This is a genomic window from Peptacetobacter hiranonis (assembly GCF_008151785.1).
Lineage (GTDB): Bacteria > Bacillota > Clostridia > Peptostreptococcales > Peptostreptococcaceae > Peptacetobacter > Peptacetobacter hiranonis.
This window is the reverse complement of record NZ_CP036523.1, coordinates 2067545-2092578: the sequence shown is the minus strand read 5'-3', so window position 1 is coordinate 2092578 and position 25034 is coordinate 2067545. Positions and strand designations below refer to the sequence as shown.

17 protein-coding genes and 1 pseudogene are annotated in these 25034 nt (G+C 29.8%); 14 read left to right on the top strand and 4 right to left on the bottom strand.

The genetic code is table 11. From position 1 onward, the window contains the following. The first annotated feature begins 2 nt into the window (after nucleotides 1-2). The 7 genes from KGNDJEFE_RS09755 (at nucleotide 3) to KGNDJEFE_RS09725 (ending at nucleotide 16585) form a co-directional block, all read left to right on the top strand. The gene (locus KGNDJEFE_RS09755; RefSeq protein ID WP_006440783.1) at nucleotides 3-2333 is read left to right on the top strand and encodes an ATP-dependent helicase; all 2331 of its coding nucleotides are present in this window, start codon (nucleotides 3-5) and stop codon (nucleotides 2331-2333) included. A gap of 14 nt (nucleotides 2334-2347) precedes the next feature. Beyond that, a complete protein-coding gene (locus KGNDJEFE_RS09750) occupies nucleotides 2348-3109 on the top strand; it encodes a PD-(D/E)XK nuclease family protein (protein WP_006440784.1) in 762 nt (253 codons plus the stop codon). 17 nt (nucleotides 3110-3126) lie between these two features. After that, nucleotides 3127-6603 (top strand): helicase-exonuclease AddAB subunit AddB, encoded by a 3477-nt coding sequence (addB, locus tag KGNDJEFE_RS09745; RefSeq protein WP_006440785.1) that lies wholly within the window; start codon nucleotides 3127-3129, stop codon nucleotides 6601-6603. Continuing rightward, entirely contained in the window at nucleotides 6603-10373 is a 3771-nt protein-coding gene (gene addA, locus KGNDJEFE_RS09740) for a helicase-exonuclease AddAB subunit AddA (protein ID WP_006440786.1), read from the top strand. Before addB ends, addA begins: the two co-directional genes overlap by 1 nt. 50 nt (nucleotides 10374-10423) lie before the next feature. Beyond that, on the top strand, nucleotides 10424-11623 hold the full coding sequence (locus tag KGNDJEFE_RS09735; RefSeq protein ID WP_006440787.1) for an exonuclease SbcCD subunit D: 1200 nt from the start codon (nucleotides 10424-10426) through the stop codon (nucleotides 11621-11623). Nucleotides 11624-11625: 2 nt separating this feature from the next. Continuing rightward, on the top strand, nucleotides 11626-15144 hold the full coding sequence (locus tag KGNDJEFE_RS09730; RefSeq protein WP_006440788.1) for an SbcC/MukB-like Walker B domain-containing protein: 3519 nt from the start codon (nucleotides 11626-11628) through the stop codon (nucleotides 15142-15144). Nucleotides 15145-15331: 187 nt separating this feature from the next. Further along, a complete protein-coding gene (locus KGNDJEFE_RS09725; RefSeq protein WP_148881848.1) occupies nucleotides 15332-16585 on the top strand; it encodes an HlyC/CorC family transporter in 1254 nt (417 codons plus the stop codon). Between the two features lie 60 nt (nucleotides 16586-16645). Here KGNDJEFE_RS09725 and KGNDJEFE_RS09720 read toward each other — a convergent pair whose 3' ends face one another. The 3 genes from KGNDJEFE_RS09720 to KGNDJEFE_RS09710 all read right to left on the bottom strand — a co-directional run bounded on the left by KGNDJEFE_RS09720 (nucleotide 16646) and on the right by KGNDJEFE_RS09710 (nucleotide 19502). Continuing rightward, the gene (locus KGNDJEFE_RS09720; protein ID WP_148881763.1) at nucleotides 16646-17968 is read right to left on the bottom strand and encodes an IS3 family transposase; all 1323 of its coding nucleotides are present in this window, start codon (nucleotides 17966-17968) and stop codon (nucleotides 16646-16648) included. A gap of 116 nt (nucleotides 17969-18084) precedes the next feature. Further along, nucleotides 18085-18654 carry a phosphodiesterase gene (gene yfcE, locus KGNDJEFE_RS09715; RefSeq protein ID WP_006440790.1) on the bottom strand — a complete coding sequence of 190 codons (570 nt, stop codon included), beginning with the start codon at nucleotides 18652-18654 and terminating at the stop codon, nucleotides 18085-18087. Nucleotides 18655-18698: 44 nt separating this feature from the next. After that, complete coding sequence (locus KGNDJEFE_RS09710) at nucleotides 18699-19502, bottom strand: NAD(+)/NADH kinase (RefSeq protein WP_006440791.1); 804 nt, start codon at nucleotides 19500-19502, stop codon at nucleotides 18699-18701. A gap of 154 nt (nucleotides 19503-19656) precedes the next feature. Here KGNDJEFE_RS09710 and KGNDJEFE_RS09705 point away from each other — a divergent pair, with 154 nt between their 5' ends. From KGNDJEFE_RS09705 to KGNDJEFE_RS09680, 6 genes are read left to right on the top strand one after another with little or no spacing between them, the layout of a single operon-like run. After that, nucleotides 19657-20526, top strand: coding sequence for an ABC transporter ATP-binding protein (locus KGNDJEFE_RS09705; protein WP_006440792.1), 870 nt, complete (start codon nucleotides 19657-19659; stop codon nucleotides 20524-20526). Beyond that, on the top strand, nucleotides 20519-21235 hold the full coding sequence (locus KGNDJEFE_RS09700; protein WP_006440793.1) for an ABC-2 transporter permease: 717 nt from the start codon (nucleotides 20519-20521) through the stop codon (nucleotides 21233-21235). The genes KGNDJEFE_RS09705 and KGNDJEFE_RS09700 overlap by 8 nt, the downstream gene beginning before the upstream one ends. Nucleotides 21236-21261: 26 nt before the next feature. Then, a complete protein-coding gene (locus KGNDJEFE_RS09695; RefSeq protein ID WP_006440794.1) occupies nucleotides 21262-21801 on the top strand; it encodes a hypothetical protein in 540 nt (179 codons plus the stop codon). Between the two features lie 55 nt (nucleotides 21802-21856). After that, nucleotides 21857-22348 (top strand): YbaK/EbsC family protein, encoded by a 492-nt coding sequence (locus KGNDJEFE_RS09690; RefSeq protein WP_006440795.1) that lies wholly within the window; start codon nucleotides 21857-21859, stop codon nucleotides 22346-22348. Between the two features lie 39 nt (nucleotides 22349-22387). Then, nucleotides 22388-23299, top strand: a complete 912-nt coding sequence (locus KGNDJEFE_RS09685; protein WP_006440796.1) for an RluA family pseudouridine synthase — start codon at nucleotides 22388-22390, stop codon at nucleotides 23297-23299. Nucleotides 23300-23303: 4 nt separating this feature from the next. Then, nucleotides 23304-24308, top strand: a complete 1005-nt coding sequence (locus KGNDJEFE_RS09680; protein ID WP_006440797.1) for a nucleoid-associated protein — start codon at nucleotides 23304-23306, stop codon at nucleotides 24306-24308. A 48-nt stretch (nucleotides 24309-24356) separates the two neighbouring features. Here KGNDJEFE_RS09680 and acpP read toward each other — a convergent pair whose 3' ends face one another. Next, nucleotides 24357-24584, bottom strand: coding sequence for an acyl carrier protein (acpP, locus tag KGNDJEFE_RS09675; protein ID WP_006440798.1), 228 nt, complete (start codon nucleotides 24582-24584; stop codon nucleotides 24357-24359). Between the two features lie 311 nt (nucleotides 24585-24895). Here acpP and KGNDJEFE_RS09670 point away from each other — a divergent pair. Beyond that, nucleotides 24896-25027 (top strand): annotated as a pseudogene (locus KGNDJEFE_RS09670) (LacI family DNA-binding transcriptional regulator); the annotation flags it as partial. Nucleotides 25028-25034: the final 7 nt, after the last annotated feature.

The following is a 25034-nucleotide window of genomic DNA, read 5'->3' as shown; positions in this document are numbered from 1 at the left end:
ATATGCGGAAAATAACATATAGAGAGGATCAAGCGCCTATAATGGAGTATAAATCTGGTACTATGGCAGTTCCCGCAGTTCCGGGAGCTGGAAAAACATTCATAGTAACTAGATTGGTAACAGAACTACTAGAAAATAATATAAATGGAAAAGAAAAAATACTAATATTAACATATATGAACAGCGCAGTTAATAACTTCAAAGGAAGAATAAAAAAACTGTTAAATGAAAAATATGGAGAAGATGTAGAAATAGAAGAAAATTTATCAGAAGAAGAGATAAACGAGATTAAAAGAAAAAATAAAGACACTCTTAGAAGATTGAACAATTCATATGAAGTTATGACTATACACAGTTTAGCAACTAAAATAATAAAAGAAAATCCAGAATCAGCAATGCTAAATGAAGAATTTATGATTGCTGATGATGCTCAAAGAAGTATTATTTTAAATGAATGTATAGAAAGCTATTTATCTACAGAAAAGGGTAAAAAATATTTCTACTACTTCATAAATTACGAAAAAGCAAAGGATAAAAAAACTAAAAAAATAAATGAAGAGAAAGCTAGAGGATTTGAAGAAACTTGGAAGCAAGGATTTTTTGATTTAGTAACAAGATCTATAAGTAAATTAAAATACAATGGAATAACTCCAGATATATTAAATGAAAGAGTTAATGAAAATGGGTACAAAGGAATAATGGTAATAGTAGCACCTATATATGAGATGTACTGCAAAAGACTTAAACTTCATGGGCTTTTAGATTTTGACGATTTATTGATAAATGCACATAAAATAGTCAGAGATGACGATGCTGTCAGAGAAAAACTAAACAAGAAGTATAAGTATATATTTGAGGATGAATGTCAGGACTCAAATGAAATCCAAGGAAAAATAATAAAACTTATTGGTGGAGATAATCCTAATATAGTAAGGGTTGGAGATATAAACCAAAGTATAAGTGGAACATTCTCTGAATCAAATCCAAAATTCTTTAGAGAATTTATAGAGAGTGCAGACTGTTGCCACAGAATGTATATGTCAAATAGAAGTAGCAAGGACATATTAGAGCTTGCAAATCTATTAGTTGACTACACAAAAAACAGCTTACCAGAAATAGAATGTAGAGATGCACTTGAAGATATGAAAATTAAAACTGTAGAAAAAGGCAAAGGATACAAAGAAAACCCAGAGCCAAAGAGTTATACAATAAATACAAAATGGCTAGGTGCAGGAAGTTTTGACGAAGAAATAAGAGAAACTATAAGATTTGTAGAAGGAATAAAAAGAAAATATCCAGATAAAAGCATAGGAATACTTGCACCATACAATAAAGACTGTAACAAAATTGCAGCAGAACTAAAAAAGCATGACTTACAATTTGAAAATTTAAGCTCATCTTCTGAAAAAATGAGAAAAGTAATAGATGATATCGCTAATATACTGGACTTTACAATAGATAACGACAATATAGACAAACTAATGGATGTAATAGGAACTGCATTTATAAAAGAAGAAAGTGAAGAAGGAAAGGCTGACTTTTTAAATATATTCAAAAAATTTACAACGGATGAATTGATATACAAATTTGATGAACTTGACCTAGGAATAGTTGACGACAGTAGCAGTATATTTGCAAAGTTTAAAAATGCACTAGAAAAAATGCGAGAAATAATAGACTATTCTTGGAATAGAGCAGATTTATTGGTATTGTTTATACGGGATAGATTAGATATAACAGAAGAAGAAATGGCTATTGCGGAATATGTCGCATTTTACGTTAAATATCTTAAAAGAGAAGATAAAGATGTAGACTTTGAATATATAGTAAATGTAATAAAAGACAGAGGAAACAGTAGCTTTAGACATATATTAGATATAACAGGTAATATCAACGGATACGAGCCTACTCCGGGAAGTGTAACAGTATGCACTAACCACAAATCAAAAGGAATGGAATGGGACTGTGTATTTATGCTTAAATGCACAAAATATCAATTCCCTAGTGATTTAGAGTTTAAACTACCTTGTCAGAAATATTTCCTAAAGGAAAAATATAGTAATCCTGAAGCTCTTGTGGCATCTGAAATAGAAAAATTGACAAATGGACTAGAAAGAACAAATTTTGATGTAGAATTGAAGTTAGATCAAATAAGAGAAAAGATAAGACTTTTCTATGTAAGTGTAACTAGAGCAAAGGAAATGTTGATAATATCTGCAGCTAGATTTAATAGTGATGAGGATAAAAAGAAAAGAAATCCATTTGAACAAGAAAAAAGTGAATACTTTAAACTAATGGAAAATCAAATACAAAAGAGAAGAGCTAAACAGTAAAAGGAGTGAAGATAATGGATTTTTCTGGATTTGAATTCAGCCAAAATGCCCTAAATACATTTAGAAGTTGCCCTAAAAAATTTGGTTATAAATATGTGCAAGGACTAAACTGGAAAAAGGAAGGTGATGAGGAGTATTATAAAAGTTTAAAGTACGGAACAGAGTTTCATCTAATGTGTGAAAGGTACTTCTCAGGAATACCAGTAGGAAAATTTATAGGAAATAAGGAATATGAAAAATTTGACCAATGGCTAGAAAAAGTAAAGAAGGCTGTACCAATTTATGAAGATAGAGAATATCTACCAGAGTACGGACTTTCTATAAAAATAGATGAAGAAAGCAGATTAACTGCAAAATACGACTTAGCTGTAATATACAGAGAAAATGGACAGCTTTATATAGATATATGGGATTGGAAAACAGAAAACAGAAAACTAAAGTACAACGATTTAGAAAAAAGAATGCAGAGTATCGTCTATATGGCAGTTGCATATGAAGCAATTCCTAAAATATATGGTGATGGTAAAGAAAAAGTTAGAGTTAGAATGTACTACTACCAGCCCGAGTACTATGCAGAGCCAATAGAACTGACTTATAGCGAAGAAAAATTTGAAAACGACAAAATAAAAATAGAAGGAATTATAAAAGAAATAAAAAAATCTGATTTTGAAGATAAGAATTTTAGATCTTGTAAGTACTGTGAATTTAATATGCTATGCAATAGAAATAGCGTAGATGAATCTGTATATGAGGATTATGAAGAAATTTATGAATAATATTAGGAGGGGGAAATATGGGAGTTAGATTTATATTAGGCAGAAGTGGATGCGGAAAAACTGAATATATGTTAAATGAAATAAAACAAAAGGCTGTCTTAGAAGAAGAAAAATCTCCAATAATAATACTGATTCCAGAGCAGTACACATATGAAATGGAAAAACGAGTAAGTAATATGTTTGCATCTGGGGCTAAGGATAAATATATGCGTGTTAGACCTATGGGGTTAAAGACATTATCTGATTTAGTATTTTCATACTGTGGAAATCTATCAAAAGTAGGGATAAATGCTGCAGGAAAAGCGATAATTACTCATAATTCAATAGAAGCTGTTTCAAAGGATCTTGAATTATTCTCAAAATCATATGCACAACCTGGATTTACAACAGCTATTTCAGATATGATTTCAGAGCTTAAACAGTTTATGATAACTCCAGATAGACTTGATGAAATTATAGGGGAAAGTGGGGATACACTTCCAGAAAACTTGATTATGAAGCTAAAGGATATAGCTAAGATTTATCGAGAATTTGAAAAAAAACTACACGAAGATTATGTAGATATGCACGATAGAGTGGTTATGCTTACAGAAAAAATTGCTGAGTGTAGTTTCTTAGATGATATGGATCTGTATATTGACGGATATACTAGTTTCACACCAAATCAGTACGAGCTTTTAAAAGAACTAATGAAAAAAGCAAAGAGTACGACATTCTTATTTACAATGGACTCTCCATTTAAGACAGGATACGCAGACTACTTTGCAAGTACTAGAAATACATACAATAGAATCAAAGATATATGCGAAAAAGAAGGTATAAAGGTAGAAAAAGATGTAAATCTTTGTAACGAAAATATAAAAAGATTCATAGGAAATGAGGAGTTACAACATCTTGAAAGATATTACAACTCATATCCTTATAGTATTTATCAAAAGAAGACAGAGAAAATAAGAATAAGAGAATACTCAAACTTATACAATGAGGTTGAAGAAGTAGCAAAAGAAATAGCTAACGATATAATAGATGGAAGATATAGATACAAGGATATAACCATAGCTGCAAGAAATATAGATTCTTATGAATCTCTTGTAAAATCTATATTCTCTGAGTATAAAATTCCATTCTATATCAACAAAAAATCTGAGGCGAAAAACAACCCTATAATCACAATGATTATATCTGTACTTGAAATGAAAAAGAGAAGATACGGATATGAAACAATGTTTAGATATTTAAAAAGTGGGCTTTTAGATTTTACAGAGGATGAGATAAGTCTACTTGAAAATTATGTAATAGCAAATGGAATATCAGGAAACAAGTGGTTTGAAGATGTCTGGGAATATAGACTTCCAAATTCTTTTTATGAATACGAAGAAAGTGAAGAAGAACTAGAAACTAAGAAAAGAATCAATGATATAAAAAATAGGGTAATTGCTCCTATTAAAAGATTTGACGAGAAACTCTCTTCTAAAAATAGAAAAACAGTTGAAGATATTTGTAGATATCTGTATGAGTTTTTAGAGGATATAAATATATTTGAAAAGATAGAGAATACAATAGATATACTTAGAGAAAAAGGAATGTTAGAATCTGCAGCTAGATATTCTCAGGTTTGGAATACAGTTTCTGACTTATTAGACCAGCTTGTAGAGATTATGGGCGATGAAAAAATTTCTCTAGAAAGATTTATAAGAATTGTAAATATTGCACTTGATGAGTACGAGTTAAAGACTATACCACCTAGTATAGACCAGGTAACAGTAACAGAAGTAGACAGAATGAACAATCCAAATACTAAGCACCTGTATTTAATTGGCACTGTAGATGGAGTATTCCCAATGCCTTCAAAAGAGAATGGACTTCTTTCTGACTCAGATAGAGGGAAACTATCTGATATGAATGTGGAGCTAGATAAAGACAGTAGAAAAAGGGTGTTTGAAGAGCAATTCTTGGTTTATAAGGCTATAACTGCGACATCAGATAAACTTACTGTAAGCTACCCTATTGCTGATAGCGAGGGAAAAACACAGAGGGCATCTATAATAATATCTAGAATTAAAAAATTATTTAAATATGTAGATATAAAAAGTTATTTCTTAGAAGGTGTGTATGAGGAAGAAGATTTAAAAGAAGTAAATTCTAAAATACCTACTTTCAATACAATGGTAGATAAAATAAAGGAAGCTGCGGATAAAGATTTTGAAAATGGAATATCTGATATTTGGAAAGATACATACGAATACTATCTAAATGACGATAGATACAATGATATAACTAAAAGAATTGTTGAAGGAATAGACTTTACAAATCAATTTGAATATGTAGATGAGGATAAGATAAAAGAGCTTTATAATTCAAAGACTATAAGTGTATCGAGATTAGAAAAATACGCAAGCTGCCCATTTGCATATTTCATAGAATATGGAATGAAGGCAAAGGATAGAAAAGAATATCTATTTACGGCACCTGATGTAGGAAGCTTTGTACATAAAGTAATAGAAAACTATTCTAAAACTATGCATAAAGACGGAATTACTTGGCATGAGGTAGATGATAAATATATAGAGCTTAGAGTATCAGAAATGGTAGATGAGCTAATAGCTAAAATACCTGGATTTATACTTGAAAGTTCTCCAAAATATAAATACCTTGCTCATAGATTAAAAGTGCTTATAACAGTTTCTATAAAAATAATAGCAGATCAGATTAAGCAGGGAAGATTTGAACCTGATGATTATGAGGTTGAGTTTGGTAAAAAACGGAAATACCCTTCAATACAGGTTGAGTACAAAGAAAATGAAATAGTAGAGTTAATAGGTAAGATAGATAGAATAGATAAATATATAAACGAAGAAAATAAAGAGTTTGTAAGAATAGTAGATTACAAATGGGGTAAAAATGATATCAATTTAAACGATGTATATTACGGGTTACAATTACAGTTACTGGTATATATGGATGCAATTTTAGAAGGCGGTGAAATACCGGATAATATTCCAATAAAACCAGCTGCAATGTTATACAGTAGAATGGATAATCCTATAATTTCTAGAAGTACGCTTGTGGATGATGAAGAGGTTAAGCGGCGGATTATAGAATCGTTTAAAATGAAAGGAATGATTATAAAAGATTTAGATATACTTTCATATATGGATAAAGCACTTGAAGAGCCAAAAAGTAGCTCTAAAATAATAAAAGCTGCCAGAAATAAAGATGGCTCTCTTTCAAAAGGTACTGCTGGAGTTACAGACGAGCAATTTGAAATTATAAGAGCATACATAAAAAAATCTATAAAAGACTTGTGTTCGGATATGATGAGCGGAAATATAAAAATAGAGCCTAAAAAATCAAATGATAAAGATTCTTGTCGGTTCTGTAGTTATTCATCTATTTGTCAGTTTGATACAGCACTTAAAAATAATTGCTATAAGGTGATACCTAATAGAACGAGCGATGATGTTATAAAAATGATGGAAGGAGATGTGAAGTAGTGGGAAGTACAAAATGGACTAAAGAACAGCGAGAGGTAATAGACCATAGAGATGGAAATCTACTAGTATCTGCTGCAGCTGGTTCTGGAAAAACAGCAGTTTTAGTTGAGAGAATTATAAGTATGATACTAGATACAGAAGAAAAAGTAGATATAGATAAATTTCTTGTCGTTACATTTACTAATGCTGCAGCATCTGAGATGAGGGAAAGAATAGGGGATGCTATATCTACAGCTTTAGAAAAAGACCCTTCAAATGAGCATCTTCAAAAGCAGATTTTATTCTTAAATAAAGCAAATATAACTACAATACACTCATTCTGTTTAGATGTTATAAAAAATAACATACACCTTATAACATTGGATCCAAACTTTAGAATTGGTGACACTACAGAATGTCAGCTTATAGCACAAGAAGCTATAGATGAGGTATTTGAGGAACTGTATGAGCAGGGATATCTTGGAGATGAAAATTCAGAAAAGGGAAAAAGATTTTTAAAACTTATAGACAGTTTTGCAGAGAGAAATGGAGATAATCAAGTTCAAAGTTTAATTATGTCTATATACAACTTTGCAATGTCGTTTCCAAATCCTGAAAAATGGCTAAATGAATCTGCAGATGCATTTTTAGTAGACGATGATTTTGATTTTACATCTTCTAAATGGGGAAGAATAGTAATAAACTCTGTAAAAACAGAGATCGAAGATATAGTTGGAAATATGGAAAAAGCATTGGCTACAGTACATCCATATTTAGGAGAGATAGAAAATATACAAAAGATAATAACTGAATCAGAAAGAATTGATGTAGTATACAATAGTCTTGATAAAGGATGGGATGATTTTATAAAGGCTATAGGAGAATTCTACCCAGAAGATTACAGAAAAGGTAAGAAGATTAAAAAAGATGATCCAGATGAGATGAGAGAAGCTTGGAAGATTGCAACTGAGTATAGAAAAGAAGCTATAGAAAGTATGAAAAAAGTTGCAGAAATGTACAAAAATAGATACTCAAAAGATATAAAAAAAGAAATAGATATGTCTTATCCTATAGTTAGAGCTATTTCAGATGCTGTATTAGAGTTTTGGAAAAAGTTTGAAGAGGCTAAAAGAGATAAGGGAATAATTGACTTTAATGATATAGAGCATTTTGCGCTTGAAATATTGGTCGATGAGGACGAAAATGGACGCCAAATCCCGTCAGAAACAGCCAAGAGATATAGTGAAGAGTTTAAGGAAATATTTGTAGATGAGTATCAGGATAGTAATCTAGTTCAGGAAGCTATATTAAGCAGTATTGCAAATAAAGAAATGCCGAATAGATTTATGGTGGGGGACGTTAAACAGAGTATTTATAGATTTAGACAGGCTAAACCTGAAATATTCTTGCATAAATATGAAACATATTCTACAGAAAAAGATAAAGATGGAAGAAAAATAATGCTTTATAAAAACTTTAGAAGTAGAAAAAACGTATTGGATGCAGTCAATTTTATATTTGAAAATATAATGAGTAAAGAACTTGGAGAGATAGAATATAATGACGATGAAAAACTAAATCCAGGTGCTGTATTTGAAGAATGTTATGAAGAAAATGCGATAGTCGGAGGAAGTTGCGACGTTCATATAATTGAAAAGAAGGCAAATGAGAATTTAACTGATGAGCAGCTTGAAGAGGAAGAGGATTTAGATAATATTCAGATTGAAGCTAGAGCAATAGGAAAGATAATTAAAGAAATTGTTGGAAAAAATTCTGATGGAAAAATACAGATGGTGTACGATAAGGAAGAAAAGAGATATAGACAGGCTAAGTATAAGGATATAGTCATACTTCTTAGAGCTACATCAAACTGGGCAAGTGTGTTGACAGAGGAGTTTACAAATATGGATATTCCAGTATATGCAGATACTGGAACAGGATATTTTGATACTATAGAAATTAAGACAATAGTATCGTTATTAAAAGTAATAGACAATCCAATGCAAGATATACCATTACTTGCAGTTTTAAAATCTCCAATTTATAACTTTACTCCAGAAGAGCTTATAGATATAAGAATAGTGAATAGAAATGTATCATTCTATGAAGCTATGAAAATATACGCAAGTTTTGACGATTGTGATAATAAAAAGGTTAGAGATTTCTTAGAGAGATTAGATGATTACCAAGAAAGATCTTCATATCTTAGTACAGATGAACTTCTTTGGTACTTATACAATGAAACAGGATATTACGCCTATGCAGCTATTTTACCAGCAGGAAAACAAAGACAGGCTAACTTAAGAATATTATTTGAAAGAGCTAAACAATTTGAAGATACTAGTTTTAAAGGTATATTCAACTTTATAAACTTTGTGGAAAAATTAAAAAAATCTGATAGTGATATGGGTGAAGCTAAGACATTATCTGAAAATGCGGATGTCGTAAGAATAATGAGTATTCATAAAAGTAAAGGTCTAGAATTCCCGATAGTAATCTGTGGAGGAATGGGAAAAAGATTCAATAAAATGGATATGAATAGAGGAATACTATACCACCATGAACTTGGATATGGACCACAGGTGGTAAATTTAGAAACTAGATTATCATATCCTTCAATGATGAAAGAGGCTATGAAAAAACAGATGGTTGTTGAGATGCTTTCTGAGGAAATGAGGGTATTATACGTTGCATTTACTAGAGCAAAAGAAAAATTGATAATAACAGGTGCTGTAAATGACGTTGAAAAGAATTTACAGAAATGGGCATCTAATTCTCAAAAGGTAACAAAGAATAATAAATTAGATAGATATAATCTTTTAAAATCTGCATCATTCTTAGATTGGATAATGTCTGTTGCAATAGCCCACAAAGATGCTAGAGGAATACTTCCACTTGATTCTGAAATAGTAGAAAAAAATGATGAGTCTGAATGGAAATTTAAAATACACCAGAGAGAAGATTATACACTTTCAAGTGAAGACGAAGAAGAAATAAATTTAGCTGATGTTTTAAGAGAAGAGCTTACAAGTAGTAGAGAAGTTGACTATAGTGAAATAGTAAGAAATAGATTAGATTTTAAATATCCATATCAAAAGAGTGTAGAAAAATCTGGAAGTATATCTGTTACTGAGATAAAAAGACTTTGGAATCTTGAAAGAGAAGACAATCTTGAAATAGATATTAATGAAATTGAATCAAGTAGAAATAATAAAAAAACAGAGATAAAAAGACCTAAGTTTATCCAAGAAAATAAAGATGAGAAACTAAGTCCTACACATAGAGGTAGTGTTGTTCATCTAGTTATGCAGATAATAAATATGGATAGAGTAAGCACAATAGATGAAATAAAAAATCAAATTGAAGAATTTGTCCAGAAGGAAATAATAACTCAAAAAGAAGCTGATGTAGTCAATCCATTTAAGATTTACAAATTCTTTAAATCAGAGCTTGGAACTAGAATGAAAAATGCAGACTTTGTTGGAAGAGAAAAAGCATTTTATACAGAGATTAATATGAAGAATTTATTTGCAAAAGAAGGAATTGATTACGATGAAAGTATAATGCTTAGAGGTATAATTGATGCCTACTTTGAAGAAAATGGAGAAATTGTGCTTTTAGATTATAAAACAGATTTTGTGAATGAAGAAAATAGAGAAGAAGTTGTTGACAGATATAGAAAGCAGCTTGAGATTTATGCAAAGGTAATTGAAGAAATAACAGATAAAAAAGTAAAAGAACAGTATATATATTTATTTGGTGTAGATGAATCTGTTAGAATAGATACATAGGCTATTTTTTTAGCTATTTGGAAAAAAATTATTTGAAAGGGAGGGGAATTATGAGATTTATTCATACTTCTGATTGGCATCTAGGTAAAAACCTAGAAGGTCATTCGAGAATAGAGGAACAGAAAATGTTTTGCTCTGATTTTGTTAAGATAGTAGAGGATAATGATATTGATATGGTAGTAATCGCAGGGGATATATACGACACAGCAAATCCATCTGCAGAAGCAGAAAAATTATTCTACTCTACTGTATCTAAAATAGCAGCAAATGGAAAAAGATGTGTAGTTGTGATTGCGGGGAATCATGATAGCCCAGAGAGAATAGAGGCTGCATCTCCACTTGCTTTTGAACAGGGAATATTGCTATTTGGAAATCCTTTAAGCAAAACATCAATTGGAAAATTTGAAGGATTTGAGATAGTAGAAGCAAAAAAAGGAATGACAAAATTAATCATAAACGGGGAAAAAGTAAATGTACTTACTCTTCCATATCCTAGTGAAAAAAGATTAAATGATGCATTTGAGGCTGAAACAGATGAGGATAGACAGAAGACTTATTCTCAAAAAATAGGTCAGATATTTAGAGATTTACAGGAAGATTTTGAAGAGGATAGTATAAATATCGCTGTATCTCATCTTTTTGTTGTAGGAGGGGAAAGTTCTGATTCTGAAAGACCTATACAACTTGGAGGGAGCCTTTTAGTTGAAAGAAAAGACCTACCAGATAAAGCAAATTATGTTGCGCTAGGTCATCTTCATAAGCCTCAAAAGGCATCTGAATTAGGATGTTCTTATTATTCTGGATCTCCTCTTCAGTACAGTAAAAGTGAAAGGGTATATGTAAAGGGTGCAAAAATTGTAGAAATACATCCAAATGAAAAACCTAAACTTGAAGATATAATGTTTAATAACTATAAGCCTATAGAGTTATTCAAATGTAGGGGAGTTCAAGAGGCATTAGATATATGCGAGCAAAATCGGGGAAGAAGTATGTGGTCTTATTTTGAAATAAAAACAGATGAAATAATAAGCCAAGAAGATATAAAAGCTATGAAGAAGAATTTAGCAGATATAATAGAAATTAAACCTGTAATAACATATCAGCAGGAAGAAAAAACTGTAGATTTAAAAACTAAATCTATGGCTGAACTATTCAGAGATTTTTACACATTTAATAAAGGTGTAGAGCCAAAAGGTGAGTTAATGGATATGTTTATGAAAATAGCGGGTGAAGAAGGGGGAGAAGAATAGGCATGAGGCCGATAAAACTTGAAATAAAAGGTCTTAACAGCTATGTCAATAAGCAGACTATAGATTTTGAAAAACTGACAGAAAGAGGTCTTTTTGGGATATTTGGAAAAACAGGAAGTGGAAAATCTACAATTTTAGATGCGATAACACTTTCTCTTTATGGAAGTATAGCCAGAAATACAAAGGAATACATAAATAGTTTATCTGAAAAGGCAGAAATAAGTTATGAATTTGAAATAGGCTCAAGAAGATATGTAGTTGATAGACATATAATTAGAAGCAAGGCTGGTGGAATTAAGACATCTTATGCAAGAGTAATTGAGAAGCTAGGAGATGGAAGTGAGAATGTACTTGCTGATAAGGTAAATGAAGTAAATGAAACTATAATAAAAATAATTGGACTAACAGCAAACGACTTTACAAAATCTGTAGTGCTTCCTCAGGACAAGTTTAATGATTTCTTAAAATTAGGTGGAATAGATAGAAGAAATATGCTAGAGAGAATATTCAACCTAGAAAAATATGGAAAGAAATTAATAGAAAATGTAAGACATAGAAAAAATAAAACTAAAACTCATGTAGATATGCTTCAAGTATCATTATCTCACTATGAAGAGGTAACCGATGAAAAATATGATGAAATGATAAAAAAATTAGAAATCGATAAAGAAGATTGTAGAGTTAAAAATAGACTGTATAAAGAAAAGGTTGAAAAATACGATATAGATAAAATCATATATGAAAATCAGAAGCGGTACAATGAAGCAAAAGAATTACTAAAGGTATATGAAGATAAAAAAGAAGAAATAGAAGAAAAAAGAAAGAAAATGTCTAGGGCAGAAAATGCAAATATGATAGACCCTTATATAGACAATGTTGAAAAGCTTCGGAAGCAGTTTGAGGACTCTAAGAATCAATTAAAAATAATTGAAGAAGAAATAAGGTTAATTAAGAAGGATTTAGAAATATCTAGAGGGAAATTTGCTGAAATAGAAAGAAAAAAAGACGATACTATCCCTAGATTGAGTGAGGATAAAGTAAAATTTGAACGAGCTATACATCTATTAGAAGAAACTAATAAGTTAAGTGAAAGACTTACAAGACTAAAGGTAGAAGGTGAAAAACTAGAAAGTAAGAAAAAAGAACTTCTAAAAAATATTGAAGATATCAAAGCACAACAAAATCTTTATGCTGGGAAAATTAAAGATAGCGAAAATAGACTGTATGAAATAAATGTACCAGCAGCTTTCCGTCAGAATATAGAAAAGGGATACTCACATATAAAAGAATTAAATGAAGTAAAAAAAGAGCTAGAAAAAAGCGAAATTGATTTACAGAAATGTGAAGCTGAATATAGTGAAAATAATATAGCTTTGAAATTGGTTGGAAGAGATAGAGCTTCTGTCAAAGAAAGAATAGAAGAAGTTGAAAATAGAATTAATATAATGATAAAAAATTCTCCTCTTACAGCAGAAGAAATAACTAAAAAGACAGAGTATGTTACAGAAATGAAATCTGAGCTTAAAACTTTAAAGCAGCTTGAAGAAGAAAGGGATAATCTTCAGCATGAGTTAAACGACTGTTTAGAAAAAAGACATAGGGTGAGTAGGGAAATATCTACATCTGAGGATAGACTGTCTAAAGTTAGAAAAGATATGGAAACTGCTAAGAAGAATATAGAGGAATTTAGATATTTAAACAGAGTTTCAGATATAAGAAAAGAACTTCAAGATGGTAAACCTTGTCCAGTTTGCGGATCTTTAGACCATATGAGAACTGACAGCACTAATTACGACGATAGAATAGAATATTATGAAGGAATTTTAAACAAGGAAAAGGCAAACGAAAGAGAAGAAATAGAAAGACTAGATTCATTAAAAATAAAGAGAAGTGGATATATATCTGAAGAAAAGATAAAAACTGAAGCTATAAATAAGAAAAAAGCTGAAATAGGAGAAAGAAATTCTATAGAGCTTTCTAAGAAATACGACTCAGAAACTAGAAATTTAGAAGCAGAAAAAAGAGCTGTATCTGATTGGAATATTGAAAAAGATAGATTAGAAGAGGATTTAAAAAGATATAAGGATGATTATTCTAGAAATGATAAAGAATTTACTAGAATAGATGAGTTACTAAAAGGAATAATGAGGCGTAGACTTAGTTTATCAGAGAATGTATCAGAACTTAAATCTAAAAAAGATAATCTTGAGCTTGAAATAGTATCTATAAAAAGAATTACCAAGGTAGATGATATATTCTCTAAATTAGAAGAAATAAAGGCAAATGAAATAGAATCAGAAAATGTTGAGAAAGAACTATCTGAATTTAGAAACATAAAATTTGAGATAGATAAAGAATTTGACGACTGCAAAACGAGTATACATTCTATAGAAGTTGAAATTTCTTCAATAGAAAAAGACTTTGAAGGAAATAAAAAGCAGTATATAGAAAAGACAGATGAAGCCCAGAGAATAACTAGAGGAAAAAATCCTAATGAATTGCTTGAAAAAACAGAGCAGGAAATAAATAAAATAAATAGTAGTTATGCTGATCTTAAAAAAGAATTCGACGATAAAAGCAAGGCTAGAGAAGACAAGGATTCCCTTAGAAGTAAGGTTCAGGGAGAATGTAATACCACTGAAGAGCAGTTAGATTATTATAAAAAAGTATTAAAAGATATGCTAGCCAAATATAGATTTGATAGTGCATATACTGTTAAGAAATTTGTTATGCCTACCGTAGATATTGAAATTATGAGAAAAGAGATATCTGACTATGATGAAGGTAGAAAAAATCTAGACTTTAAAATAGATGATTTAGAGAAAAAGTTAGATGGTAGAAAAGTAAAAGAAGAAGAATTTGATAGATTAAACGAAGAAATTGTATTATTAAAAGATGAAATAGGTGAGCTTGAAAAAAACAACGCTGTTTTATTTGATAGAATAACCGCAATGAAAAAAGACCTTGAAAAGAAGAAAAAGATAAAATCAGAATATGACGAGGTTTCAAATGATTATAGACTATTAGATGAAATTGATAGAATTATTCAAGGAAATAAATTTGTTGAATATGTGGCAACAAATCACTTAAAATATATTGCACTTGAGGCATCAAAGCGACTTTCTACAATTACCAATGGAAGATATGCACTTGAAATAAACGACGCTCTAGAGTTTGTTATGAGAGATAATTTCAATGGTGGAGAAAGAAGAGGAGTTGACACTCTTTCTGGAGGAGAAACATTCTTAACATCTCTATCACTTGCACTTGCATTATCATCTCAGATACAGATGAAGGGTAATGCACCACTCGAGTTCTTCTTCTTAGATGAAGGATTTGGATCATTAGATGTAGAACTACTTGATACTGTAATGGAATCATTAGAAAAATTACACAGTTCTAATTTAAGTATAGGAATAATATCGCATGTTGAAGAATTAAAAAATAGGGTTCCGGTAAAACTAGTTGTAACAGCTGGTGAAATTGGAGAAGGATCAAAAGTTAAAATAGAATATAGTTAGAAAAACAGAACTGCTATCACTTTGATGAAATGTGATTAGCAGTTCTATTTTTTTTAGATATATATCTGAAAGTTAACATTTAAATAATTTAATAATTTTACAAAAGTATCTTCAATTATGATATAATGGAAATCAAATATATAATTTAAAAGAAAAATGATAGAAAAGTTAAATAGGAGTGTGGTAAATTTTGGAATCGCTCGAAAGTTGGATTCAGATTATCGGGTTAGTCATCCTTATTATGGGATCGGCATTTTTCTCGGCATCAGAGACATCTCTAATGTCATTAAGTAAAATAAGAATGAGATATATGCAGGACGAGGGGGTAAAGAATGCGGATTTAGTTGCATCTTTAATAGAAAGTCCTAATAAATTATTAAATTCTATATTAGTAGGAAACAACGTTGTTAATATAGCAGCTACATCTATATCAACTGCATTATTAACAGCGAAATTTGGAGCAAATGGTGTTGCTGCAGCTACTGCGATTATGACAATCATAATCCTTATATTTGGGGAAATAACACCTAAATCAATAGCAGCAAATAATTCAGAAAAAGTTGCTCTACTGGTTTCAAAACCAATAAAATTGATAATAACAATACTATCACCAATAGTATGGGTATTTAATATATTTACTAAATTTATGTTTAGAATAATTGGTGTAAAAACAGATGAAAAAAATGCGTTTATAACTGAAGAAGAACTAAAAACTATGGTAAATGTCAGCCATGAAGAAGGTGTTCTTGAAGTTGAAGAAAGAGAAATAATAAACAACGTATTTGAATTTGGTGATATGCAGGCTAAAGATGCCATGGTTCAGAGAATGGATATGGTAACTGTTGAAGTCGATGATACTTATGAAGAAATAATAGAAGTATTTAGAGAAGAAAAATTAAGTAGACTTCCTGTATACGAAGATTCTGTAGATGATATCATCGGTATAATAAACATAAAAGATATGATATTCTTAAGTGATGAAGAAAAAGAATACTTCTCTGTAAAAAATTACATGAGAGATCCATTCTTTACTTATGAATTTAAAAAGATAACTCAGCTTCTTGAGGATATGAAAAAAGCAAAAACTCAGATAGCTATAGTTCTTGATGAGTATGGTGGTACTTCAGGTTTTTTAACTGTTGAGGACTTAGTTGAAGTAATCGTAGGAGATATAGAAGACGAATACGATGAAGATGAAGACGATATAATAGTTATCAAAGAAGACGAGTACATAGTAGATGGAAGTACTAGGATATCAGAAGTTAATGAGCTTATAGGGACATCAATAGAAACAGAAGAATTCGATTCTATAGGTGGATATCTAATAGGTTATCTTGACAGACTTCCTGAAGAAAAAGAAGTAATTGAGATTGGAAATATTAAATTCTGTATAGAAAAAGTAGAGAAAAATAGAATAGCAAAAATACATATGTATACATAAAAAATAAGGGCTATTGCAGATTAAAATGGTCCCTATGTCAAGGACATATATAAAAAAGTCTTAAGCAGCAAGCAGCTGACTTCTATATTGAATAGGAGTCAGCTGTTTTAAATTCCACTGACAACGATCATTATTATAATAATCCATATAATCATCTATTAAACTTTTTAACTCTTCAAATGTATTGCAACTTTTATAATCTATTTCATCTTTCATATGACCAAAGAATGACTCCTGCGGAGCATTGTCCCAACAATTACCTTTTCTAGACATAGATTGACCTAAATTATATTTTTTTAACAAGTTCTGAAAAATAGTACTTGTATAATGAACTCCTTGATCAGAATGAATAAATGCATCTTTATGTAATTTGTCTGAATTTGATAACATGAGATTGTTAATAGTTGAAATAACAATATCCATTTTTAAATTCTTCGATAAATGATACGATAAAATTTCATTCGTAGAAGAATCTTTTACAGTTGATAAATATGCTGTTTTCCCATTGCCGTACGGCATATACGTAATATCAGTTAAAAGTACTTTTCCTGGTATACCTTGTTTAAATTCTCTATTCAATTTATTAGGAACTGTGTGATGTTCTTTTCTTGCTTTTCCCATACGTTTAGCTGGATTTGACTCGCGAATAGGACATTTAATTCCATATTTTTTCATTATTCTTTGAATTTTTTTTCTGTTAAATATTATATTAAATTTACTTTTTAAAATCATTTTTATTGAACGAGAACCTTTTTTGTATCCTCTGAACTTATATGCTTTAAGAATTATTTCTTTTGCTTCTAAATCCTTTTCTTCTTGTTTGCTTATTACATTCTTGTTTTTTAAATAGTTATAAAATCCAGATCTAGATACTCCTGCAACAATACATAGATGTTTTATCATTTTTTTTAAACAATATTTATTTATTACATCATTAATTAATTTGAATATTTTCACCGAAGGTAGCTTATTATTCATCACCTGCCTTTCTTCGAAGTCTAGCTTTTTTACTAGTTCTAGCTCTGCTTTAAGATATGCTATTTCAGCATCCTTCTTATCTATTATCTCTTTATCTGTTAATTTTCTTTTTCTTGGTCTTCCAGAATTATTAACTCTAGAATCATCTAGTCCCAAAATACCATTTTCTTTATATGACTTTCTCCATCGCTCGCTAGCGCATTTAATACGTTTTGCACCTATGATGTTAGTGTCAAAACCTGCTTCTTTAAATATCTGTGTTGGATTTTTTCCCTTATTGTATTCTGTTATGAAATGTATTTTAAATTCATTTGTATATGTTATTGATTTACAGCTTACATTCTTTACAAATGGATTTTTTGATAGCTCTAATGTTTCTTCTTTACTAAATTGTTTTTTACTCATAAATTACTCACCTCTATATTAAAATTATACAAAAAAAGAACCTATAGATGAAACACCTTTTTACAAGTGTCCATTCTATAGGTTCCATTTTAGATTTGCAATCAGCCCTTTTCTTTTTATAATTCTTCTATTATTTCTCCAGTATCTATATCGTAGAAGTTTATGTCTATATTTAATTCATGATCATTATCTTCATCAGGGTTTATTTCAACTATTGCAACAGATCTACTTCCATCTTTAGGTATAGAAGTACTTCCTGGGTTTATTATAATAAGAGTATCGTCAAAAGAAAGCTCTTTAACATGAGTATGTCCTAGTATAAGGAAGTCTGCCCCCATTTTTTTAGCATTTGCGATTATCTCATCTTTTGCTCCAACATATCCATGGTTTACAACAAATCTAAATTCATCAAGCTGAACTAGTGCATAAGGTCCTTGAATTGGATGATTTAATACCATCTGGTCTACATCAGCTTCACAGTTACCTTTTGCAAATATTATAGAATCCATGTCATTTAATGACTCTGTAAGTGCCTTTGGATTGTATCCTTCAGGTAAATCATTTCTAGGACCATGATAAAGTATATCTCCAGCGTGAAGATATAAATCACATTCTCCTAGTACGTCCATTGCTTTATTAAAATAAAGCGAACTTCCATGAGTATCACTAAGTATTCCTATTTTCATTTAAATTCCCTCCAATAAATTAATTTTTTTGATAGAATAATATTCTATAAGAATTTTGTTGAAACTCTATCCCAGAACTCATAGTCTGAAAGTCTCAATAATTTTAGTTTAACATCTGATGTACAGATATTTATATCGGTAATCTGTTTAAATCTAAGCTCAACACCATCGATTACTATAAGTATAGAATCTTCAAATCGATATTCTGGTCTAATGCTTATTTCAGTATCTTTTGAGAATATTATACTAGATGTAAAACTTCTATATGCATTTGTATTTATAGGTGAAAGAGGAGTAAGCTGTATAGCATCTATATTACAGTCTATAATACTTCCACCAGCCGAATACGTATATGCTGTAGATCCTGTCTGAGAGCAGATAATCATGCCGTCACCACTGAAGTTTTCTACTTTTTTCCCGTTTACAAGAAGTTTTAAATGAACAGTTCTAGACTTATCACCTCGGATAGTTACATCATTTAGAGCAAAGAAGTTTACACAACTTTTATGAGTACAAATCATTGCCCGAAGTAATGGAACTTCTTGAATCATATAATTTTCATTTAAATAACTTTCTATAAATTCATCTATTTTATCGGGCACTATCTCTGGGAAAAATCCTAGATGCCCAGTATTTATACCGACAATAGGAACTTCAGGGTAATCAAAATCTCTAACAGTTTTTAAAAAAGATCCATCTCCACCAACACAGACAACAAGCTCTGTATCATCAGAAAATTCCTCAGAAACTTCAAAGCCTGCTTCTTTAAGTTTCTTTTTAAATAAATTTTTTGTTTCTACCGATTTTGGTAGGTCATTAGAATTAATAGTTATTAGCCTTTTTTTCATAAGTTCACCTCTTTACAATATGTATTATAGCATAATTTTTAACAAGTATATACATTTCAAGTTTTATATACATTTCAATATACATCGATTACGTGATATAATTAAAGAATAGCCATACATTACAAAAATAACTATTATTATATGAGGTGATTACTTGTTAAATATAGAAGGAGTTTCAAAAACATTTGAAAATTTTTCACTGAATAATATAAATATAAGACTTGAGCCAGGAAAGATTATGGGAATAATTGGAGATAATGGCTCAGGAAAAACTAGTATTATAAATTTAATAATGGGGCTTTATAAGCCTAGTTCGGGAAAAATAGAATTAAATGGAAATAATGTAGAAAAAGATCCAGTTGGATATAAAAATGATATAGGTTTTGTTTATGATAATCTAAGCTTTTATCCAAATTTAAAATTGAGAGATTATAAAAAAATAGTATCTATGTTTTATAAGAATTTTGATGAAGAAGTATATGATATGTATTTTGATAACTTTAACTTAGACCCTGAAGAAAAGATAAAAAATTTATCAAAAGGACAGTGTGAAAAGGTAATGATAAGCACAGCGCTTAGTCATCATGCAAAATTACTTATACTAGATGAGCCTATATATGGACTAGAAAAATCTGTAAGAAAAGAGCTTATAAGAATTTTTAAAGACTATATAAAAAAAGAAAATGGAAGTGTTGTAATATCTACTCACAACGTATCTGAATTAGAGGAGATTTATGACCACATAGTATATTTAGAAAAAGGAAAAATACTATTTAATCTTAAAAAGAAAGATATAGTAAGAGATTTTAGAGTAATTAGATCTGACTCAGAAACATTATCTCTTATGAAGGATAATATAATAGGAATAGACCACTACAAGAGATATAGTGAAGCACTTGTAAATATAGGAGAAAGTGAGGAAATAAGAGCTCTTCTTAGAAGTGCAGATTATCATAAGATAAAAAATCCTGATATAGAAGATTTAATACATTATTATCAGGAAGGCGGTGGAGTTAATGCTTAATCTTATAAAAAAAGATCTTATAGTATGTGTAAAGTCTGAGAGATTTAATGTAATAAAATATATACTTATATTTATCTTAATGTATCTATTTTGTAATGATATCTCATACTATGCAACACCAGTTATAATAACATATTTAATAATGATAGGTGTATTTTCATCTGATTACGATAATAATTCAGATAAATTTATAAGAAGTATACCTATAGATTTGGATGATATTGTATACTCAAGATATCTTATAGGAGCAGCTACATCTATTGTAATTACGATACTTACATTATTTATACACGATATATTATCTATATCCATGTTTAGAAGAACTGTATTTTATGATTTTGTATTTGCCATGAATATAAATTTAATCGTTTTATCTATAACTATGCCGCTGTTCTTTAGATATGGATATGAAAAAATAAAAATAGCAGCAAGTATACTTGCAATAGCGATATTTACAATATTTGGAGCGTTTTTAAATGCTTTATCTGAAAAAATATATCGGGTTGCTAATACAGGAGTTCTAGTAGCTATGAATACATCAAGATATGAAACAATACATGCATTTAACCAAATTTTTAGAGGAATTGTATCTAAGATAAATGTAGATAGTATAAATATTGTTACTGTGGGAGTAGCTTGTATTATTATATTTATTATATCTATGGGAGTATCTTTAAAAGCTATGAAGAAAAATAGATATATTAAATAAAAATATAAAAAGAGTGGGTTGATAATATGAATAAATTTATGAAGGTATCATCTATTATTTTGATTTTCTGTTTGGTATCTGGATTTTTGGTAAGATTTACATATGGTGATATGGTCGATAAAAAGGACTATGAAGCGAGAAATGTAAATGAGGTTATAGTAGAGTTTGAATCTAGAAAAACTGTTAAAGAAGGTACTAAAATAAGATTTAAAATTTATAATAATAGTAAATTTACATACCTTTTAACTAAGGCAAGAATGAAATTTGAAAATAATATAAAAAATGAAGATGGAGAATATATAAATAGCTCAAAGCTTTATTTAGCTTTAGATAGTGCTAATAAGCTTAATTCAAATTTAATGCTAGATGGTATAGAGCCAAATGGAGATGGATATATAGAATTTATTGTTCCAAAAGGATTGGAATTAAATAAAAAGTACTTTGCACTTGATTCTACAAAGATGGAATATGAAGGTAATTTTGCTGAGGAAATACCAATATTTAAATTTTTAAAAATACCTGTAGAGCAGAACAAGGGTATTTGGAGTATAAAAGCTCTTAGCTAAAAGGTCAACATTTAGTTAATATTATGATTATAGATAAAAAAGGAAGTGTTTAGTTATGTCAATCGAGAAAGTAAGAAAACATATGGAACAATTTGGAAGAGAAAATGATGTTATGGAATTTGATGAGTCTAGTGCCACTGTAGAACTAGCAGCTGAAACAGTTGGAATAATACCAGCTAGAGTTGCTAAAACACTATCTTTTAGAGGAAAAGAAGATGGGGAAGCGATAATAGTTGTTGCAGCAGGGGACACAAAAATAGACAATAAAAAATTCAGACATGAGTTTTCTTGTAAAGCTAGAATGCTTTCTGCTGAAGAAGCGGTTGAATTTACAGGACATATGGTAGGTGGAGTGTGTCCATTTGCATTGGAAAATGAAAATGTAAAAGTATATCTTGATGAATCTTTAAAAAGATTTGACACAGTATTTCCAGCAGCTGGAAGTGGAAATTCTGCAATAGAGCTTACTAATGACGAACTAGAAAAATATTCTTCAAACTTTGTAAAATGGGTTGATGTTTGTAAAGGATGGAATGAAGAAAACTAATTAAACACAGTTATAAACTTAGAAAGGATAGGTATAAATTTGTTTAAAAAAGAACTACAGAAGTACAATCTTATGTCGTATACAGCTGAGGAAGATGGTGTATTAAAGGAAATTTTACTCGATAAGTTAGGATTTTCTGTGAGATCTATTTCAAAAATGAAAAGAGAAAGAACAGTAAATGTTAATGGAGAGTATAGAAAACCGACATTAGATGTTAAAAAGGGCGATTTAATAGAAGTAGAAATAAATGAAGATATGGCAAACTTCGAGCCACAAAATCTTGAGATGGGGATACTTTACGATGATTTTGATATTATAATGGTCGATAAGCCACCGTATATGGTTGTACACCCGACAAAGAGCCATTTTGATGGAACTGTTGCCAACGGTGTTACAGACTTTATAATAAAAAAAGATGAAAAAGTAAAGGTCAGATTTGTTAATAGACTGGATATGAATACATCTGGCTTGGTTATAGTTGCAAAAAATGCTTATGCTCACCATGTGCTATCTACTGATATGAGTGAAAATCTAGTTGAGAAGAAGTATATAGCAGTTGTAAAAGGAGTTATGAAGGAAGATAAAGGTACTATAGATGCTCCTATATACAGACCTACTGATGATTCTATAAAAAGAGTTGTAGATGAAAGAGGGCAGAGATCTATTACTCATTATAGTGTTATTGAAAGATTAGATGATGCAACTGTTGTAGAATTAAAACTTGAAACAGGAAGAACGCATCAGATAAGAGTGCATTTAGCTCATTTAGGATATGGAATTATTGGAGATGAGCTATATGGATATGTAGATGAAAATCTTATAAAAAGACAGGCTCTTCATGCATATAGCCTTAAGTTTAAACAACCTAGAACTAGGGAAGATTTAGAGTTTAAAGCTGAGATACCAGATGATATGAAAGAACTTATAAAAAAACTAAAAATGGAGGAATAATACATTGATTATACATAAATTTATTGTACACGTACTAGATAAAAATAGTGATGTGCCTATTCTTAATGATTTTGAAGGAAAAGTCAATCAGGAGGTTGAAGGATTTTTCCAGAAGATGATAAAAAGAGTAACTAGAGATGACGATTTAAGAAAGGCTGTTTTTAAAAATTACACTGAAAATACAATTAGAAAATGTTGTGAGCAGATTATATATGATGAAAGTACATTTGTAGAAAATTCAAAGGAAATAGCTGCGTATTTATTTGATGTTATGAAAGTGAACAGCGACTTAGAATCTTGTGACTTAGCAGTATGCCTTTATACAGTAAAGGAAGAAAAAAATGTTGCAATAATAAAAATAGATTATAAAAAACTTTATACTCATTCTATAGAATTTGTAGATGAAAAATTCAATATACAGATTGTGTCTAATGAAGTTGGAATACAGGAAACTCAGAGAATAAAACAAGCTGCACTTATAGGTGTGAATGGTATGAACGACGAATATCAGTTTAGAGCTTTAGATAAAGATTCAGAAAAGAGTGGGATACCTTCTAAGTTTATAGGAGAATTTATAAACGGTGAGAAAATAGACGACGATAAATACAAGACTAAGGTGTTTAAAACATCTGCAGATAACTGGATAACAAATGCACTTGCAAATGATATAAAACAGGCTGAGGATGCTAGAAGTATTTTAAATTATACTTTAAAGGAGCAACAGCAGGTTGATGTAGCTGAATTTGCAGAAAGAGCAATAAAAGACGAGGATTTAAAAGAAGGCTTTAAAGAGCTAATGGAAGAAAAAGGAATAGATGAATCGTTCTCTATAGATAAAAAATGGGTAGAAAAGAAACTTAAAAAGAGAAATATAAAAACTGATAATGGATTTGAAATAAAGGGTAATTTGACAGATTTTGAAGATCCAATGAAATACAGTATAAAGAAAAATGAAGATGGAACTATAGATATAGTAATAAAAAATGTTAATTTCTTTGAAGAAAAATAAGTAATAAAAAAGAGATGCAAAAACTTGCATCTCTTTTTGTTTGCTTAATTACTGATTGTCTTCTATGTATCTGCAGATATCTCCTATTGATTTGAAGCTTTCTGCTTCTTCATCAGGAATTTCTATGTCGTATTCATCTTCAAGAGCCATTATTATTTCAACAGCATCTAATGAATCTGCTTCAAGGTCGTCTATAAGAGATGAGTCCATTGTTATATCTTCTAAATCATCAAGTCCTAACTGTTCTGCTATTATTTCTTTTATTCTTTCAAACATAGTTTTCCTCCTAATAATTTGTTAGTCTTATTTTAATTGTAGTTTAATATATTACAGTACAAATTTCAATACATATTTGATATAATAGATAATATAAATTTAGGTGACTGCTTGTCAATTAAAAAATTGATTAAGAAATATAATTTTTATAGTAATTTTGTTGTATATGTGCTTTAATATATATAGACAAAAAACCTTACCATATTTATTTTAAAAAGAATAATTCGAAGTGTTAACACTTGGGTATCAATGTTAATTAGGGGTGTATTATATAAAAACAAAAATTTAATAAACTAAAAGGAGGAAAAAACATGAAAAATACAGTTACAATCAAAGACGTAGCCAAAAAAGCTGGCGTTTCTATATCTACAGTTTCTAGAGTAATAAACAATTCTAAACCTGTAACAGATGAGATAAAGAAAAAAGTTCTTGATGTTATAAAATGGTCCC

What these genes read in the sequence shown, in the direction of transcription:
- KGNDJEFE_RS09755 (WP_006440783.1), top strand. Translation starts at nt 3, where the DNA reads ATGCGGAAAATAACATATAGAGAGGATCAAGCGCCTATAATGGAGTAT.
- KGNDJEFE_RS09750 (WP_006440784.1), top strand. Translation starts at nt 2,348, where the DNA reads ATGGATTTTTCTGGATTTGAATTCAGCCAAAATGCCCTAAATACATTT.
- addB (WP_006440785.1), top strand. Translation starts at nt 3,127, where the DNA reads ATGGGAGTTAGATTTATATTAGGCAGAAGTGGATGCGGAAAAACTGAA.
- KGNDJEFE_RS09735 (WP_006440787.1), top strand. Translation starts at nt 10,424, where the DNA reads ATGAGATTTATTCATACTTCTGATTGGCATCTAGGTAAAAACCTAGAA.
- KGNDJEFE_RS09730 (WP_006440788.1), top strand. Translation starts at nt 11,626, where the DNA reads ATGAGGCCGATAAAACTTGAAATAAAAGGTCTTAACAGCTATGTCAAT.
- KGNDJEFE_RS09720 (WP_148881763.1), bottom strand. Translation starts at nt 17,968, where the DNA reads ATGAGTAAAAAACAATTTAGTAAAGAAGAAACATTAGAGCTATCAAAA.
- yfcE (WP_006440790.1), bottom strand. Translation starts at nt 18,654, where the DNA reads ATGAAAATAGGAATACTTAGTGATACTCATGGAAGTTCGCTTTATTTT.
- KGNDJEFE_RS09710 (WP_006440791.1), bottom strand. Translation starts at nt 19,502, where the DNA reads ATGAAAAAAAGGCTAATAACTATTAATTCTAATGACCTACCAAAATCG.
- KGNDJEFE_RS09700 (WP_006440793.1), top strand. Translation starts at nt 20,519, where the DNA reads ATGCTTAATCTTATAAAAAAAGATCTTATAGTATGTGTAAAGTCTGAG.
- KGNDJEFE_RS09695 (WP_006440794.1), top strand. Translation starts at nt 21,262, where the DNA reads ATGAATAAATTTATGAAGGTATCATCTATTATTTTGATTTTCTGTTTG.
- KGNDJEFE_RS09690 (WP_006440795.1), top strand. Translation starts at nt 21,857, where the DNA reads ATGTCAATCGAGAAAGTAAGAAAACATATGGAACAATTTGGAAGAGAA.
- acpP (WP_006440798.1), bottom strand. Translation starts at nt 24,584, where the DNA reads ATGTTTGAAAGAATAAAAGAAATAATAGCAGAACAGTTAGGACTTGAT.